At 74.2% G+C, this 15,853-nt stretch carries 14 protein-coding genes; 11 read left to right on the top strand and 3 right to left on the bottom strand.

Annotated features, from left to right (window positions below; translation table 11 throughout):
* Positions 1-57 precede the first annotated feature (57 nt).
* A complete protein-coding gene (locus ACO1BR_RS16150) occupies positions 58-2,217 on the bottom strand; it encodes a prolyl oligopeptidase family serine peptidase (RefSeq protein ID WP_426795751.1) in 2,160 nt (719 codons plus the stop codon).
* A gap of 232 nt (positions 2,218-2,449) precedes the next feature.
* Here ACO1BR_RS16150 and ACO1BR_RS16145 point away from each other — a divergent pair, with 232 nt between their 5' ends.
* The 9 genes from ACO1BR_RS16145 (at position 2,450) to ACO1BR_RS16105 (ending at position 12,016) form a co-directional block, all read left to right on the top strand.
* A complete protein-coding gene (locus tag ACO1BR_RS16145) occupies positions 2,450-2,644 on the top strand; it encodes a hypothetical protein (protein WP_159508210.1) in 195 nt (64 codons plus the stop codon).
* A 110-nt stretch (positions 2,645-2,754) separates the two neighbouring features.
* A complete protein-coding gene (gene mshB / locus ACO1BR_RS16140) occupies positions 2,755-3,744 on the top strand; it encodes an N-acetyl-1-D-myo-inositol-2-amino-2-deoxy-alpha-D-glucopyranoside deacetylase (protein ID WP_426795750.1) in 990 nt (329 codons plus the stop codon).
* Positions 3,741-4,370, top strand: a complete 630-nt coding sequence (locus ACO1BR_RS16135) for a DUF6113 family protein (protein WP_426795749.1) — start codon at positions 3,741-3,743, stop codon at positions 4,368-4,370. The genes mshB and ACO1BR_RS16135 overlap by 4 nt, the downstream gene beginning before the upstream one ends.
* A gap of 215 nt (positions 4,371-4,585) precedes the next feature.
* Positions 4,586-6,862, top strand: a complete 2,277-nt coding sequence (locus tag ACO1BR_RS16130; protein ID WP_426795748.1) for a hypothetical protein — start codon at positions 4,586-4,588, stop codon at positions 6,860-6,862.
* Positions 6,863-7,082: 220 nt separating this feature from the next.
* Positions 7,083-8,078 carry an ABC transporter ATP-binding protein gene (locus tag ACO1BR_RS16125; RefSeq protein WP_426795747.1) on the top strand — a complete coding sequence of 332 codons (996 nt, stop codon included), beginning with the start codon at positions 7,083-7,085 and terminating at the stop codon, positions 8,076-8,078.
* Positions 8,075-8,812 carry an ABC transporter permease gene (locus ACO1BR_RS16120; RefSeq protein WP_426795746.1) on the top strand — a complete coding sequence of 246 codons (738 nt, stop codon included), beginning with the start codon at positions 8,075-8,077 and terminating at the stop codon, positions 8,810-8,812. The genes ACO1BR_RS16125 and ACO1BR_RS16120 overlap by 4 nt, the downstream gene beginning before the upstream one ends.
* The gene (locus ACO1BR_RS16115) at positions 8,809-10,074 is read left to right on the top strand and encodes a sensor histidine kinase (RefSeq protein WP_426795745.1); all 1,266 of its coding nucleotides are present in this window, start codon (positions 8,809-8,811) and stop codon (positions 10,072-10,074) included. Before ACO1BR_RS16120 ends, ACO1BR_RS16115 begins: the two co-directional genes overlap by 4 nt.
* 77 nt (positions 10,075-10,151) lie before the next feature.
* Positions 10,152-10,757: a response regulator transcription factor gene (locus ACO1BR_RS16110; RefSeq protein WP_159508204.1), complete on the top strand. Its 606-nt coding sequence runs from the start codon at positions 10,152-10,154 to the stop codon at positions 10,755-10,757.
* A gap of 137 nt (positions 10,758-10,894) precedes the next feature.
* Positions 10,895-12,016 carry a PP2C family protein-serine/threonine phosphatase gene (locus ACO1BR_RS16105; protein WP_426795744.1) on the top strand — a complete coding sequence of 374 codons (1,122 nt, stop codon included), beginning with the start codon at positions 10,895-10,897 and terminating at the stop codon, positions 12,014-12,016.
* 45 nt (positions 12,017-12,061) lie between these two features.
* On the opposite strand, the gene ACO1BR_RS16100 is transcribed toward ACO1BR_RS16105, so the two are convergent.
* Complete coding sequence (locus ACO1BR_RS16100) at positions 12,062-12,940, bottom strand: transglutaminase-like domain-containing protein (protein WP_426795743.1); 879 nt, start codon at positions 12,938-12,940, stop codon at positions 12,062-12,064.
* 17 nt (positions 12,941-12,957) lie between these two features.
* A complete protein-coding gene (locus ACO1BR_RS16095) occupies positions 12,958-14,022 on the bottom strand; it encodes a GNAT family N-acetyltransferase (RefSeq protein ID WP_426795742.1) in 1,065 nt (354 codons plus the stop codon).
* A gap of 143 nt (positions 14,023-14,165) precedes the next feature.
* On the opposite strand from ACO1BR_RS16095, the gene fdxA reads away from it, so the two are divergent.
* Together fdxA and dapC are read left to right on the top strand one after the other, a co-directional pair.
* Positions 14,166-14,486: a ferredoxin gene (gene fdxA / locus ACO1BR_RS16090; protein WP_018089397.1), complete on the top strand. Its 321-nt coding sequence runs from the start codon at positions 14,166-14,168 to the stop codon at positions 14,484-14,486.
* Positions 14,487-14,673: 187 nt separating this feature from the next.
* Positions 14,674-15,801 carry a succinyldiaminopimelate transaminase gene (dapC, locus tag ACO1BR_RS16085; protein ID WP_426795741.1) on the top strand — a complete coding sequence of 376 codons (1,128 nt, stop codon included), beginning with the start codon at positions 14,674-14,676 and terminating at the stop codon, positions 15,799-15,801.
* Positions 15,802-15,853: the final 52 nt, after the last annotated feature.

Genomic DNA, 15,853 nt, shown 5'->3' with positions numbered 1-15,853 from the left:
CCCCCCCCCGCCGCCGCCCTCGACGCTCCCGCCGGGCTGGTGACCCCGCGGCGCCGCTCAGGCCATCCCCAACGACCGCTTGAGGAAGTGCACTTGGAACAGCAGCAGGTTTTCGGCCACCTGCTCCTGGGACGCCATGTGCGTCACCCCCGACAGCGGCAGTACCTCGTGCGGGCGGCCGGCCGCGAGCAGTGCCGAGGACAGCCGCAGCGAGTGCGCCACCACGACGTTGTCGTCCGCCAGGCCGTGCACGATCAGCATCGGGCGGTGCGGCTCCACCGCCCCGGACAGCCCCTCGTCCGTGATCAGCGAGTTGGCGGCGTAGACCGCCGGCTCCTGGTCGGGGTGCCCGAGGTAGCGCTCCTGGTAATGCGTGTCGTACAGGCGCAGATCGGTCACCGGCGCCCCCACCACGGCGGCGTGGAAGACATCGGGCCGGCGCAGCGCGGCGAGCCCCGCGAGGTAGCCGCCGAACGACCAGCCGCGGATCGCCACCCGGTCCAGATCGAGCGGGAAGGACCCGGCCAGCGCGTGCAGCGCGTGCACCTGGTCGTCCAGCGCGATCTCCGCGATCCTCCGGGACACCGCCTTCTCCCACGCGGGGGAGCGGCCCGGGGTGCCCCGGCCGTCCGCGACGATCACCGCGAACCCCTGGTCGGCGAACCACTGGGAGGTCAGATGGGCGTTGTGCGCGGCGACCACCCGCTGGCCGTGTGGACCGCCGTACGGATCGAGCAGCACCGGCAGCGGACCGTCGCCGTCCCGGTAGCCCTCCGGCAGCAGCACCGCGCACGGAATCTGCCGCTCCCCGGCGAGCACCAGCCGCGGGCGGGCGGTGAGTCCCGGCCGCTGGGCGTACGACCCGATGGCGGCGAGCACCTTCTCCCCGCCGTCCGGATCCAGCCGCACCACCTCCACCTGTGCCCCCGGCCGCTCCAGCGACGCCTGGGACAGCACGGTCACCGCACCACCGCGCACCGCCGACGACACCGTCGGATACGGCCGCTCGCCGACCCGCTCCCAGCCGCCCTGGTCGCCGCTGCCGCGGAACCAGGCCCGGTAGACGCCGATGTCGTGCACGTCCGGCCCGCTGGCGGAGAACAGGACGTCGTCCGCGCCGATGTCCAGCACCGCCCGGACGTGCAGCGGCGCCCCCGTCAGCGGCCGGGCGCCGACGAACAGCTTCCGCACCCCGCCCTCGTCGGCGATCCGCACCAGCCGCCCGTCCGGCGTCCAGGCCGGCGCCCCGGGGAACGGCTCGACCCACGTCTCGTCCTCGTCCTCGTGCACCGTGGTGGTCGCACCGGTCCGGGTGTCCACGGTCAGATAGCGCTGGTCGCGCTGGTCCCGGGCCTGGACGAGCAGCAGCGGCGGCCCGGCCGCCGACCAGTGGACGCGCGCGAGATACGGATAGCGCTCGGTGTCCCAGTCGACCTCCGTCCGCGTCCCGTCCAGCCCGAACAGGGTCAGCGTGACGCGGGCGTTGCGGCCGCCGGCCACCGGATACGCGACCTGTGCCGGCTCCCGGTCCGGGTGCGCGGGGTCGGAGATCCACCAGCGCGTCACCGGCGCCTCGTCGACCCGCGCGGCCAGGATCCGGTCGCTGTCCGGGGACCACCAGAAGCCCCGGTGGCGGTCCATCTCCTCGGCCGCGATGAACTCGGCCAGCCCCCAGGTGACATCGGGCCCGTCCGGTTCCGCCAGCGCCCGGTCCGCACCGGCCCCGCCGTCCCCTCCGCCGTCCGCCGCGACCACCCGCAGCGCGCCGCCGGCGACATAGGCGACATGGCGGCCGTCGGGCGCCGGCCGGGGATCCACCACCGGCCCCGCCGCGGGAAGTTCACGGGTGGTCCCGGCGCGCAGCTCCGAGACGAACAGCCGCCCCGAAAGCGCGAAGGCGGCCAACTCCACGGCGGCGTCCACGGCATAGCCGACGACGCCCGCCGACCCCTCGCGGCTGCGCTCGCGCCGCGCCCGCTCCTCGGGCGGGAGCTGCTCGTCGGCGCCGGCCAGTATCGCGTGCGGGTCGGCGGCGGTGAACTCCCGTCCGTCCGCCAGATCGAGGACCCAGAGCTGCTGGCTGCGGTCGGTGCCGCTACGGGAGCGGAGGAAGGTGACGCGCGTGCCGTCGGGGGCGATGGCGAAGTCGCGCGGCGCGCCCAGGGTGAAGCGCTGGGTGCGCGCGTTGTGCCGGGGGAAGGGCGGCTGTCCGGTCATACGGCCGAGCCTACGGGGGAACCGGCTCACTGGGGCCGGGCTTGCGAAGATGGCGTGCGCCCCCGTCGTGCTCCGGTGCACCGACTTATGCGCAAGGACGGAAAGTTATGATCCCTTGCGCGTAGTGGGTACGGGGTAAAGAGCCCTTGGCATACCCGGTGCGTGGGGCCGACCCGTCGGTTCGCGCGCCATCAACTCTGTCCGGACCGTGTGTACTTGGAGGTGAGCCGCCGTGGCACTCTCGATTTCGGCGGTGGTGCTGCTGGCGATCATCGTCTTCTTGCTGATCAGGAAGTCCGGGCTGAAGGCCGTGCATGCGCTCGTCTGCATGCTGCTGGGCTTCTATCTGGCCAGCTCGTCCATCGCCCCGACGATCAAGACCCTGACGACCAATGTCGCGGGGATGCTGGGGGGCATCAAGTTCTGACCCGTCCCCGGCCGGGTACGGCCGCCCCGCCCCCGGTGCCCTGCGGGGCGCGGCGGCGGCCACCGGGATCACCTTCGGCCGGCGGGCCGGCCGGCTCGTAGGCTGTCCGCATGACCGCCCAGCCTTCCCCCGCCACCGCTGGGGGGTACCCCCAGCCGCCCGCCGCCCCCGCCCGCCGTCTCCTGCTGGTGCACGCACACCCGGACGACGAGTCGATCAACAACGGCGTGACCATGGCCAAGTACGCGGCCGAAGGCGCGCTGGTCACGCTGGTGACCTGCACCCGCGGGGAAGAGGGCGAGGTCATCCCGTCCGAGCTGGCCCATCTCGCGCCGGACCGCGACGACACCCTGGGGCACCACCGCGTCGGCGAGCTGGCCGACGCGATGGCCGTCCTCGGGGTCGCCGACCACCGCTTCCTCGGCGGCGCGGGCCGCTACCGCGACTCCGGGATGATGGGCGCGCCCCAGAACGACCGGCCGGACGCCTTCTGGCGGGCCCCCGTGGACGAGGCCGCCGCCCACCTGGTCGCCGTCATCCGCGAGATCCGCCCCCAGGTGCTGGTCACCTATGACCCGAACGGCGGATACGGCCACCCCGACCACATCCAGGCCCACCGCGTGGCGATGCGCGGCGCCGAGCTGGCCGCGCGGGCGGACTTCCGGCCGGACCTCGGCGGCGCATACGCGGTCGGGAAGATTTACTGGAACTGCAACCCCCGCTCGGTGGTCGAGGCGGGCTTCGCGCGGCTGCGCGCGGCCGGCCACAGCTTCCCGGGGGTCGCCGCCGTGGACGACGTACCGGGAGTGGTGCCGGACGCCGAGGTCACGGCGGCGATCGCGGGCGCGGTCGGCTACGCGAACGCGAAGTCCGCGGCCATGCGCGCGCACCGCACCCAGATCGCGGTCGACGGGCCGTTCTTCGCGCTCTCCAACGACCTCGGCCAGCCGCTGCTCGGCACCGAGTACTACCGCCTGGTGCACGGGGAGTCCGGCGCCGCGGACGGGGAACGTGAGGACGATCTCTTCGCGGGAGTGGAGGAATCGGGCGGTTTGGCGGGTATGGAGGCTAGTGCCCGGATTGAGGAGGCGGCGGAATGAGTACGTCCAAGGGCGGCGGATCCGCGGGCAAGGGCGGCGCCGGCGGTGGCGGGGCCAACGGCGCGGCCGGTGGCAAGGCCAACGGTAAAAGCGGTGCCAACGGTGGCCCCAAGGGGGGTGACGCCCGGGCGGCCGCCGGCAACGGGAGCGCGGGTGCGCCCAAGAGCCAGCGGTCCCGGGCGGCCGGCGGTGCGGCCGGAACCGGGCCTGGGGGGCCTGTGGCGCCGGGCGCCGGCCCCGCGCCGGTCGCTCCGCTGACGCCCGGCAGGGTGGGCATATACGTACTCCTGCTCGTCACGGGCGTGCTGGTGGCGCTCGCCGGAACGCTTCTTCAAGCGGCCTGGTTCCCGGGCGGGTTGGCACTGGCGCTGGCCGGTCTCGGCGGCCTCTTCTACGGGGGCGCGCGGGCGACCGGCACCACGGCCGGTGTGCTGGTGCCCGGCGCCGCCTGGCTCGTGACGGTGTTCCTGTTGCTCAGCGACACCCGTCCGGAGGGTGACTTCCTCTTCGGCCCCGGGCTCGGTTCGTACATCTTCCTGTTGGGCGGCATCGCGATCGCTGTGATCTGCGCCACCGGTGCCCAGATGCGCGCGATGGCCGCACCGCGGGGCCGAGTTGGCGGATGACGCGGTCCATACCAGGACGGAAGCCGCGGGGTTGCGGGTGACCGGCTCCGGAACGGGGGTGTCGCCCGGCACGGCGGTGATACCGCGCACCTCGGGTGCCGGCCGGCGGCGGACAGTATGGTGGTGCGCGCCGCCGCGACGCCCTGGGGGCACCCACCGGCCCGAGGCCGGGGATCATCTCTGACGAGCGGCGGAGCCAACCGGGAGAACCTGCTTTGAGTCGTGAATCTGACAGTTCGTCCTCCGGCCCTCAGGGGCGTGGCGGAGCCGCGTACCCCTCGGGGACACCGCCGTACGGCTCGCCCAGGGGAGAAGCCGGCGAGGCGCTGGCGCCCGGTGCCGCGGCCCAGCCGGAGGAGCCCAAGACCGAGACCACGCTGACGACGCGGATCAAGATCAATATTCCGGGGTCCCGCCCCATCCCGCCGGTCGTCGTGCGCAAGCCCGTCGGTGAGGAGTCCGGCATGAACGCATCGGCCGCATCCGGCGGTTCCGCCGGCCCGTCCGGGCCCCCGGGCGGGTCGCGCCCGGCCTTCGGCGGCGAGCGGAACGCGGAGCGTACGGCGAATACCCCGCGCCCGGACGCGGCGGACAAGGCTCCCGGCGGCGCTCCCGCGGACAAGACCAGCGACTGGTTCGCGCCGCGCAAGGCGCAGGCCGGGCCCGGCGGGCAGTCGTCGACCACCGGCACGCACGCCGCACCGCCGGCACCGGAGACCCCGGCAGCCCCGGGCAGCGCGTCCGGCGCCCACGCGGCATCCGGCGCGAAGCCGGCGCAGCGGCCGGATCTCCCGTACTTCTCGGACGCGTCGGGCGCCCCGGGCGGCGGCTCGCCGTTCGACGGCGGCCGGGAGCGCGGCGGCCCGTCGTACGAGGCCGACCCGCTCGGTGGCAACCCGCTCGGCAGCGACCCCCTGGGCGGTGACCCGCTGCGCGGCGACCCCCTCGGGGGCAACCCCCTGGGCAGCGACCCCCTGGGCGGCGATCCGCTCGGGAGCGACCCGCTGGGCGGCGGCTCGCCGTTCGACGGCGGGCCGCGCGGCGGGAGCTCCCCGTTCGACGGTGGCTCGCCGTTCGACGCCCCGGCGAAGCCCGCGCGCGACCGCAACCCGTTCGACGCCCCGCCGGGCGGTCCCGCGGGCCCCAACGGCCCGACGACCGGCCCGGCGCGCGGCGACTCGGCGTTCAACCTCCCGCCCGGCTTCAGCGACCCCAGCGCCGGCAAGAGCGCCGCCGCCCCCCTGCCCGACGACACCGCCGAGCTGACCCCGCAGCCCCCGGCTCCGCTCGCCGGACCCGGCAGCGGCCTCGGCGTCACCGGCGGCCGGCACGGCGGCCCGAAGGGCAAGAGCCCCAGGGGCGGTCCGCAGGGCGGCGATCCCGGCGGCCGGGTGTCCGGCGACACCCTGGTCAGCGGCATCCCGAAGGTGCCCGGCGGGCAGGGCCCGAAGGCGCCCTCGCCGTTCGCGGCGGGTGCGGCGACCGGCGAGGACGAGAGCGCCGCCCCGAAGCCGCGGCCCAAGATCCCCGAGCCGATCAACCCCAAGAAGGGCCGCAGCAAGCTGGTGCTGGCGGGCGCCGGCGTCGTCGTCCTGGCCGCCGTCGCCTACGGTGCCGGTCTGCTGCTGGACCACGCCGACGTGCCCAACAACACCACCGCGCTCGGCGTCGACATCGGCGGCACCAGCAAGGAAGACGCCCTCAAGCGACTGGAGTCGGGGCTCAAGGGCCGCCGGACCGCGCCGCTCAAGCTCACCGTCGACGGCAAGCCGCAGACCCTGCTGCCCTCGACGGCGGGCCTGGACATCGACCTCCAGGCGACCGTCCGCAACGCCGCCGGCCGCGACTACAACCCGGTCTCGGTGATCGGCTCGCTCTTCGGCGTCAAGCGCACCGCCCAGCCGGCGATGATCACCGACAAGGAGAAGCTCCAGGTCGCGCTGGCGAACGTGGCGGGGTCCGCGGACGCCGCCAAGGACGGCGGGATCACCTTCGAGAACGGCAAGGCGGTGCCGCACTACGGCGCGCCCTACAAGGCGATCGACGTCGCGGCCTCGCAGGACAAGATCGTCAATGCCTATCTCGACCGGGCCGCGACCGGCACCGACACCCCCGTGGTGCTCGCCGCGACCACCCAGCAGCCCAAGGTCGGCAAGGCCGCGGTGGACCAGGCGTTGAAGGAGTTCGCCGAGCCGGCGATGTCCGGACTGGTCACGATCCGGGTGGAGGGGCACGCGGTCTCCTTCAGCCCGCTGAAGTCCATCCCGAAGTTCCTCTCCTTCAAGATCGTCAACGGTCAGCTGGTGCCCTACTACGACCGGCCGGCCCTCAAGGAGCTCTACGGCACCACCTTCGACGGCGTCCTGGTGGCCAAGGGCGACGGCACCAAGCACCCGGTCAGCGTCGAGGAGGTGGCGGCCGCGGTGGGCAAGGCGCTGGTCGGCAAGACCCCGGCCGAGCGGGTGCAGACCATCGCGACGAACGGCTCCTGACGCCATGACGGGTGTCACCCGGCGGGTGTGACGCACGGCGGCCGACGCACCGTCAGCCGCCGTCGGCCGATCGCCGTATGGCACGGAACCGCAGGTCACAGGCCCCCGTGGGCGAGTCCTCAGGGATTCCCCTAGGGGGCCTCCCCCATGACATCTGTCACGCCGCCTCGGGTACGGCCGACACTGCCGGGCGGTCGGCGGATCCGCGAAGCTTGAGGGCATGAAGACGACAACTACGACCGCGGCCCGCGCCGAGCGGCGCGCGGCACGGACACCGGTGGTCAGCTTCCAGGGGGTCAGCAAGAGCTATGGCGCGGTGCGCGCGGTGGCCGATCTGCACCTGGAGCTGCACCCCGGCGAGACCGTGGCCCTCCTCGGGCCCAACGGCGCCGGCAAGTCCTCCACCCTGGACCTGCTCCTCGGCCTGCGCTCCGCCGACACCGGGACGGTGAGCCTCTTCGGCACCACCCCGCAGCGCGCCATAGAGCAGGGCAAGGTCGGCGCCATGCTCCAGAGCGGCGGCCTGATGGAAGGCGTCAAGGTCAAGGAGCTGGTCGGGCTCGCCCGCGACCTGCACCCGCGCGGCTATCCCGTGGACCAGATCCTGGCCACCGCCGGTATCACGGAGATCGCCGACCGGATGGTCGGCAAGCTCTCCGGCGGCCAGGAGCAGCGGGTGCGGTTCGCCCTCGCCACCGCCGGCGCCAACGACCTGATCGTGCTGGACGAGCCCACGACCGGCATGGACGTCTCGGCCCGCCAGACCTTCTGGGGCGCCATGCGCCGCCAGGCCCAGGAGGGCCGTACGGTCCTCTTCGCGACGCACTACCTCGAAGAGGCCGACGAGATCGCCGACCGGGTCATCGTGCTGCACCGCGGCCGGGTGCTGGCCGACGGCACCTCCGCCGAGATCAAGGCCCGGGCCGGCGCCCGCCGGGTCACCTTCGACCTCGACGAGCCGATCGACCGCGGCGCGCTGGAGGCCCTGCCGTTCCTCACCGCCCTGACCGTGTCCGACAGCGGCTCCGCCGCGGGCTCCGGGGGCACGGTGCGCATCCAGTCCCAGGACGCCGACGCGACCGTGCACGCGCTCTACGGCCTCGGCCTCTACCCGCGCAACCTCGAAGTCTCCGGTCTCGGCCTGGAGCAGGCATTCATCGCCATCACCACGGCGTCCGACGCGACCCCCGCCACCGCCGAGGAGGCGGCACGATGACCACCCTGATCAAGCTGGAGATCGTCCGCGCGCTGCGGAACAAGAAGTTCATGTTCTTCTCGGTGATCTATCCGCCGGCGCTGTACCTGATCATCGCGGGCGGCGCGGACAGCAAGCCGATCCCCGGGATGAAGCTCGACATGGGCCTGTACTTCATGGTCTCCATGGCAGCATTCGGTGCCATGACCGCCGTCCTGCTGGGCAACAGCGAGCGCATCGCCAAGGAGCGCGAGCAGGGCTGGGTGCGCCAGCTGCGGCTGACCGCACTGCCCGGCCGGGGCTACGTCGCCGCCAAGATAGGCGCCGCCGCGACCGTCAGCCTGCCCTCGATCCTGCTGGTCATGATCGTCGCCGCGGCCGTCAAGGGCGTCCGCCTCGAAGCCTGGCAGTGGCTCGCCATCGCCGCCGGCACCTGGCTCGGCAGCTTCGTCTTCGCCGCCCTGGGCGTCGCCATCGGCTACCTGGCCACCGGTGACGCGGTCCGCCCGATCTCGATGCTGTGCTTCTTCGCGCTGGCCTTCCTCGGCGGCCTGTGGATGCCGCTGACGATCCTCCCGCAGTGGGTGCAGAACATCGCCGAGTGGCTCCCGACGCACGCGTACGCGGCGCTCGGCACCGCCGTCGAGGCCGGCGGCGCCCCGCACGTCAAGGACATGGGCATCCTGCTCGGCTACCTCGTCCTCTTCGCGGGCGGCGCGGCCTGGCTGTATCGCAAGGACACCCGGAAGGCATGAGACCGGTGGAGACGAAGAGCGCATCCGACGACCGGAACCCGGTGATGATCGGCCAGCCGCCGCGCACCCGCCGCCAGGCGGTCACCAAGTCGATGTGGATCGGCCTCTGGCTGTTCTACCTCGCCGGCCCGGCCGGCTCGCTGCTCACCCCCGGGACCTCCACCGCCGCGCGCCTGTGGGGAGCGGGCGGTCTGGCGCTCTTCGTCCTCGCCTACTTCTACCTGGTCTTCCGTCACATGTGGCGGGAGACCACCCGCCCCCAGAGGTACGGAGTCCTGGCCCTCATGCTGGCGCTGTCCGTCGCCCTCACCTGGACCCTCGGCTTCGAGTGGCTGGTGCTGTTCATCTTCGTCAGCGTCAGCTCCGCCGTCGTCCTGCCCGCGCAGCATTCCCGCTGGACCATCCCGTTGATCACCGTGGTGCTGCTCGCCGTCGGCGCGCGCTATCCGGAGGTCCGCGACTACTACGTCTTCGCCTATGCCCTGCCCGCCCTGGGCAGCGGCTTCATGATGGTCGGCGTGCAGTACCTGATCCGTACGACCCAGGAACTGCGCGAGGTCAGGGAGGAGGTCGCCCGGCTCGCCGCCAACGACGAGCGGCTGCGACTGGCCCGCGATCTGCACGACCTCCTGGGGCACTCCCTCTCCCTGATCACCCTCAAGAGCGAACTGGCCGGACGGATGCTGCCCGGCAGCCCCGAGGACGCCGCGAAGCAGGTCGCCGACATCGAACGGGTCAGCCGCCAGGCGCTGGTCGACGTCCGCGAGGCGGTCACCGGCTACCGCCGCCCCCGCCTGGCCGTCGAACTGGCCGGTGCCCGCTCCGCGCTCCGTACCGCCGGCGTCGACCTCACCGTCGCCCCCGCCCTGGAGCGCGAGCACCCGGCGCTGACCGCCGATACGGAAGGCGCGCTGGCCTGGGCGCTGCGCGAGGCCACCACCAACGTGGTCCGCCACAGCTGCGCCCACCGCTGCGAGATGCTGCTCACCGAGGAGTGGGAGTCCGACGACCGCCACTACCTCTGCCTGGCCGTCGTGGACGACGGCGGCGGCCCGCCGCGCGGCCGGCACGACGGCAACGGCCTCAGCGGCCTCCGCGAGCGCCTCGCCCTGACCGACGGCCGTCTGGAAACCGGCCCGGCCCCCCGCGGCCACGGCTTCGCCCTGCGCGCCTACGTCCCCATGAGCACCCCGGCCGCCGCAGCCGGCGCCGCCGTACCGATACCGGACACCTCACAGGAGCCGGCGCCCGGCCCGGTCTGACGGCCCCGGTCTCCGGCCGCTGCCCGATGCGTGACGGGCGGCGTCCGGGCCCGCACCCAGGCTCTAAGCTGGCCCGCATGATCAGACTGCTGCTGGCGGAGGACCAGTCGATGGTCCGCGAGGCGCTGGCGGCGCTGCTCTCGCTGGAGGACGACCTGGAGGTCGTGGCCCAGGCCGCGCGCGGCGACGACGTGCTCGCGGCGGCGCGGGCGCACGAGGTCGACGTCGCACTGCTGGACATCGAGATGCCGGGCATGAGCGGACTGGACGCCGCGGCCGTGCTGCGCGACGAGCTGCCCGGGGTGAAGGTCGTCATCCTCACCACCTTCGGCCGCCCCGGCTATCTGCGCCGGGCGATGGAGGCCGGGGCGCAGGCGTTCCTGGTCAAGGACGCCCCGGCGGCCCGGCTCGCGGACGCGGTGCGCCGGGTGCTGGCCGGTGAGCGGGTCATCGACCCGGCACTGGCCGCCGCGGCCCTCGCCGACGGCGCCAGCCCGCTGACCGAGCGCGAGCGCGAGGTGCTCCAGGCGGCGGCCGGCGGCGCCACCAACGCCGAGATCGCCGCGGCGCTGCACCTGTCCCAGGGCACCGTCCGCAACTACCTCTCCCTCGCCATCCAGAAGACCGGCGCCCGCAACCGCGCCGAGGCGGTCCGCACCGCCCGCGACAAGGGCTGGCTCTGACCCCTGGCCCGTTTGCACGGGTCCTGATCCGCCGCGCTCGCCCCCGGCCCCGTCCGCTCCCAGGACCTTGGCCGTGCCGCGCGCCGGACCTTCGCCCCTGTGCGCGGCCGCGGGACGTCCCGCAGGCTTGAAGTGTTATGCCTGCCCACCGCCCGCCGGAGGACCGCCTGCTCACTCCGGTGCTGCTGATCCTCGCCGTCCTCGTCGTCGCGACGGTGGATGCGACGACCGGCCCGGAGCTGCACGTCTCGGCCTTCTTGGGGATCGCCCCGCTGGTCGCCGCACTGCGCTGCTCCTACCACCGGACGCTGCTGGTGGCGGTCGTCTACGTCGTCTGCCTCACCTACGTCGATCTGCTGACGGTGCCGGACTGGGCCCCGGCCAGCCGGGTCGTCGGCGTCTTCGGGGCCTTCCTGGTGGGCGTCTTCGCCCTGGTGCTGTGCCGTACCCGCCTGGAGCGCGAGGCGCTGCACGCCCGCACCAGCCTCGTCGCCGACACCGTGCAGCGGGCGATGCTGCGCGAGCTGCCGCTGCGCGCCGGGTCCCTGGAGGCGTACGGCTTCTACGTGTCCGCCCAGGAGGGCGCCCGGGTCGGCGGCGACATCTACGAGGCCATCGACACCCCGCACGGGATGCGGCTGATGATCGGCGACGTCCAGGGCAAGGGCGTGCCGGCGATCGGCGCGGGCCTGGAGGTGCTGGCGTCGTTCCGCGAGGCGGCGCAGTACCAGGAGTCGCTGGAGGGGGTCGCCGACCGCATGGAGCAGGCGCTGACCCGCTACAACGCCCGCTCCGCCGAGGAGGGCACCGACGAGCGCTTCGTCACCGCCCTGTTGGTGGAGGTGCGCGGCACGGACCGGGCCCGGGTGCTGTCGTGCGGCCACATCCCGTACTACCTGGTGCGCGGCGGCCGGGTCCACGAGCGCTGCGACGGCGAGGGCGGGCTGCCCCTGGGCCTGGGCGCGCTCGGCCGCGAACCCCGGCGGAGCGTCCGCGTCCACCGGGAGCCCGGCGACTGGGCGGTGCTGTGCACGGACGGCGTCACCGAGGCCCGCGGCACCGGCGGCGACTTCTACCCGCTGGCCGACCGCCTCGCCCGGTGGACCCACCTGGCGCCCGCCGATCTGGCCCGTACGCTCCGCACGGACCTGGAGGAGTTCACCGGCGGCGAGCTGAAGGACGACGCGACGGTGCTGGTCGTCCGCCGGTCCTCGGCGCGGGAGGCGCGGCAGGCGGTGCCCCGGTCCGCGGCGGCCTGACCGCCCGGCGCGCGGCCGTACGGCGCCGCACGGTGCCCGCGCCCCTCAGTTGAGTCGGGCCCGGGCCGCCGCCGCCTCCCGTCGCAGCGCCGTCGCGGCGGCCGGCTGCACCGGCTCCACCACCCGCGCGTACTCCTCCAGCTCGGCCGCACCGGCCAGGAACTCGCCCCGCTGGACGAGGAGTTGCGCACGCTCGTGGCGCAGCCGCGCCGGATGGGCGGGCAGCAGCAGGGACAGGTCCAGCGCCCACAACTGGACCGCGCTGTGCTCCGGCCGCGCCTGGGCCCAGGCGCGGATGTTGTTGAGGATGCGCTGGACGATCTCCAGCGGACCGGCCGGGCTGAGCATCGCCGGCGACAGCGCCTCGCCGGTCGCCCCCGCGACGATCATGGCGGCGTCCTGGTCGGCGAGCAGCCGCCCGCCCTCGAACGGGTCGGCGAGGACGTGCCGGCCACCCGGGTCCCCGAAGCCGACGACGAAGTGGCCGGGCAGCGCCACCCCGTACACCGGCGCCCCGGCCCGCCGCGCGACCTCCGCCCACACCACGGACAGCAGGATCGGCAGCCCCCGGCGCCGCCGCAGCACCTCGTGGAGCAGCGACGACTCCAGCCGCCGGTAGTCGCCGGCCGAGCCGCCGAAGCCGTGCCGGGTGCCGAGCAACTCGGCGACGTTGCGGGCCCAGGCGCCGGGGCCGCCGGCCGGTTGGTAGGGGAGCAGGCCGGCCAGCCGGTCCAGCTCGATCTGCGCGGCGTCGATGCCCGCCTGGTCCAGCGACGGATCGGCCTCGGCGGCGATCAGCAGGCACAGCAGCGCGAGGTCGGGCCGCTCCTCGCGCGCCGCCGCCGCGAACTGCCGCCGCCGCTCCTCGCGCGCCGCCTCACGCCCGGGCTCCGGCTCCCGGCCCCGCTCCGCTTGCTCACCCATACGGGACGGACACCTCCTCAGCCGGCGTCGGCCGCCGGGCCGCGCCGGTAGTGGTAGCGGTGGTGCTCGGTGAACCCGAGCCTGTCGTACAGCGCGAGGGCGTCCGCGTTGTCCGCCTCGACCTGGAGGTACGCGGCCGACGCACCCTCCTGGAGGGCGCGTTCGGCGAGCGCCGCCATCACCAGTGTGGCCAGCCCCCGGCGCCGCTGCGCGGGTGCCACCTCCACGGCGGCGAAGCCCGCCCAACGGCCGTCGACCACCAGCCGCCCGATCGCCGCCGTGCCGCCGTCCGCGGCGGGCACGCTCGCGAACCACACCGACGGCCCGCCGGTGAGCACCCGCAGCGCCACGGCCGAGGGCTCCCCGGTCCGGTTGTAGAGCCCGAGCCACCCGGCGTCCGGCTCCCGGGAGAGGACCACCCGGGAGGTGTCCGCCTCGGTGTCCGCGAGCGGTGCCAGCGCCGAGATCCGTACGGAGGTGTGCGCCTCGTCCCGCCAGCCGCGCGCGGCCAGCTCCGCGGCCAACGGGTCGCCGGCGTCGGGCCGGCCGGTGGCGACGGCGATGACCGGGGGCAGCCCGCGCGCGCCGTACCACCGGGCGGTCCGGGCCAGCGCCTCGTCCAGGGGGACACCGGGGCTGCCGAGCGCCAGTACCGAGTTGGCACGGCGGGTGAAGCCCATCCGTCGCCCGACCACCACCCCTCCAGGACGTGCTTCGCACGGCACCTCCTGCACTGAAGCCCGCAGCGTCCACTCACCGAGATGTTCCGTCTCGATGGCCGGCCAGCCGCGGGCGGCGACCTCCTGAAGCTCCCGCACGGTGGCCGCCGGGACCTTCCTGCGGGCCGGCGCCGCAGGCACGACCTTGGCCGCTACCAGCGAGGACTCCTCGATCCGTACGCATTCGCCGTCGCGCCGTGTGATGCTCAGCACACCCTCGTCCCAGGATGTGAGAACGCCGACCGCGTCCGTGAACGCCGGCTCCCCCGCGGGGGCCCCGGTCAGACGCCGCACGGATACCCTCTTTCCCACATCAGCCCGGGTGATCCGGACCTCCGCGCGACCACCGGCGAGGAATTCCATCGCTCTCCAACCGCCCCTCTTGTTCGTCTCCTGCCCGGGAACGGAGATACTAGGTGGCGGGCATCGACGACGCCGCGCTCCCGCGCGCCCAACGGCGGTCCTGACAATCCGGTCCGCCGGCCCTACCGAGGAGGAACGACAGCGTGACCTACGTCATCGCGCAGCCTTGTGTCGACGTCAAGGACAAGGCATGCATCGAGGAGTGCCCCGTCGACTGCATCTACGAGGGCTCCCGGTCTCTGTACATCCACCCGGACGAATGTGTCGACTGTGGTGCGTGTGAGCCGGTCTGCCCGGTGGAGGCGATCTTCTACGAGGACGACACTCCGGAAGAGTGGAAGGACTACTACAAGGCGAACGTCGAGTTCTTCGACGAGCTCGGCTCGCCCGGTGGTGCCAGCAAGCTCGGCCTGATCGAGCGCGACCACCCCTTCATCGCTGCGCTGCCGCCGCAGAACCAGTAACACCCGGGGGCCGAGGGGGAGCCCGCCCGCTCCCTCTCGCCTCCGAGGCCGCTGGGGGTGCCCCCAGCGCCGGCGGGGAAGGTCGCACGGCGCCCCGCGGTCCCGTACGGCCTGCCCGCCGTACGGGACCGAGGCGTTTTCGCACGCCGACGTCCGCCGCGTCACCCCGTACGAGAAAGAGAGCACCGTGGGCGCAGTCTCATCCCGCCATCCGTCAGGGGAACCGCTCAGCGACCGCCTTCCGGTCTTCCCCTGGGACCGCCTGGAGCCCTACAAGGCCACCGCCGCCGCGCACGCCGACGGCATCGTGGACCTGTCCGTCGGCACCCCGGTCGACCCGGTGCCCGCGCTGGTCCGGCAGGCGCTGACCGACGCGGCCGACAGCCCCGGCTATCCGACGGTGTGGGGGACGGCGGCGCTCCGCGACGCGCTCACCGGCTGGGCCGCCGACCGGCTCGGCGCCCGCGGCCTGGCGCACACCAACGTGCTGCCGGTGGTCGGCTCCAAGGAACTGGTCGCCTGGCTGCCGACCCAGCTGGGCCTGGGCCCCGGCGACAAGGTGGCCTACCCGCGGCTGGCCTACCCGACGTACGAGGTCGGCGCCCGCCTGGCCGGCGCCGAGCCGGTCGTCTACGACGAGCCCACGGAGCTGGACCCGGCCGGCCTCAAGCTGCTCTGGCTCAACTCGCCGTCCAACCCCACCGGCCGGGTGCTCACCGCCGAGGAACTGCGCCGCACGGTGGCCTGGGCGCGCGAGCACGGCGTCCTGGTCTTCAGCGACGAGTGCTACGTCGAACTGGGCTGGGAGGCCGACCCGGTCTCCGTCCTGCACCCGGACGTCTGCGGCGGCTCGTACGACGGCATCGTCGCCGTGCACTCCCTGTCCAAGCGCTCCAACCTCGCCGGCTACCGCTCCGCGTTCCTGGTGGGCGACGCGGCGGTCCTCGGCGATCTGCTCCAGATCCGCAAGCACGGCGGAATGATGGTCGCCGCGCCGGTCCAGGCCGCCACCGTCGCCGCGCTCGGCGACACCGCCCACGTCGCCGAGCAGCGCGCGCGCTACGCCCGCCGCCGGACCGCGCTGCGCACCGCCTTCGAGGCCGCGGGCTTCCGCATCGAGCACAGCGAGGCGTCGCTCTACCTCTGGGCGACCCGCGACGAACCGTGCTGGGACACCGTCGGCGACCTCGCCAAGCGCGGCATCCTGGTCGCCCCCGGAGAGTTCTACGGCGCGGCGGGGGAGCGGTTCGTACGGATCGCGTTCACCGCCACCGACGAGCGGGTCGAGGCCGCGGTACGCCGCCTCGCGGACTGACCGCGGACCGAACGCACACCGCGCGGGGGCCCGGGGAGAGCACACTCCCCGG

Origin of the sequence: Streptomyces sp. YGL11-2, from assembly GCF_050054615.1 — a bacterium.
Taxonomy (GTDB): domain Bacteria; phylum Actinomycetota; class Actinomycetes; order Streptomycetales; family Streptomycetaceae; genus Streptomyces.
The sequence above is the reverse complement of the archived record's forward strand: the minus strand, read 5'-3'. Positions and strand labels throughout refer to the sequence as shown.

Coding starts and splice junctions, on each gene's coding strand:
- ACO1BR_RS16135 (WP_426795749.1), top strand. CDS start 3,741: ATGAGTACGTCCAAGGGCGGCGGATCCGCGGGCAAGGGCGGCGCCGGC.
- ACO1BR_RS16115 (WP_426795745.1), top strand. CDS start 8,809: ATGAGACCGGTGGAGACGAAGAGCGCATCCGACGACCGGAACCCGGTG.
- ACO1BR_RS16095 (WP_426795742.1), bottom strand. CDS start 14,022: ATGGAATTCCTCGCCGGTGGTCGCGCGGAGGTCCGGATCACCCGGGCT.
- ACO1BR_RS16110 (WP_159508204.1), top strand. CDS start 10,152: ATGATCAGACTGCTGCTGGCGGAGGACCAGTCGATGGTCCGCGAGGCG.
- ACO1BR_RS16100 (WP_426795743.1), bottom strand. CDS start 12,940: ATGGGTGAGCAAGCGGAGCGGGGCCGGGAGCCGGAGCCCGGGCGTGAG.
- mshB (WP_426795750.1), top strand. CDS start 2,755: ATGACCGCCCAGCCTTCCCCCGCCACCGCTGGGGGGTACCCCCAGCCG.
- ACO1BR_RS16125 (WP_426795747.1), top strand. CDS start 7,083: ATGAAGACGACAACTACGACCGCGGCCCGCGCCGAGCGGCGCGCGGCA.
- ACO1BR_RS16120 (WP_426795746.1), top strand. CDS start 8,075: ATGACCACCCTGATCAAGCTGGAGATCGTCCGCGCGCTGCGGAACAAG.
- ACO1BR_RS16150 (WP_426795751.1), bottom strand. CDS start 2,217: ATGACCGGACAGCCGCCCTTCCCCCGGCACAACGCGCGCACCCAGCGC.
- ACO1BR_RS16105 (WP_426795744.1), top strand. CDS start 10,895: ATGCCTGCCCACCGCCCGCCGGAGGACCGCCTGCTCACTCCGGTGCTG.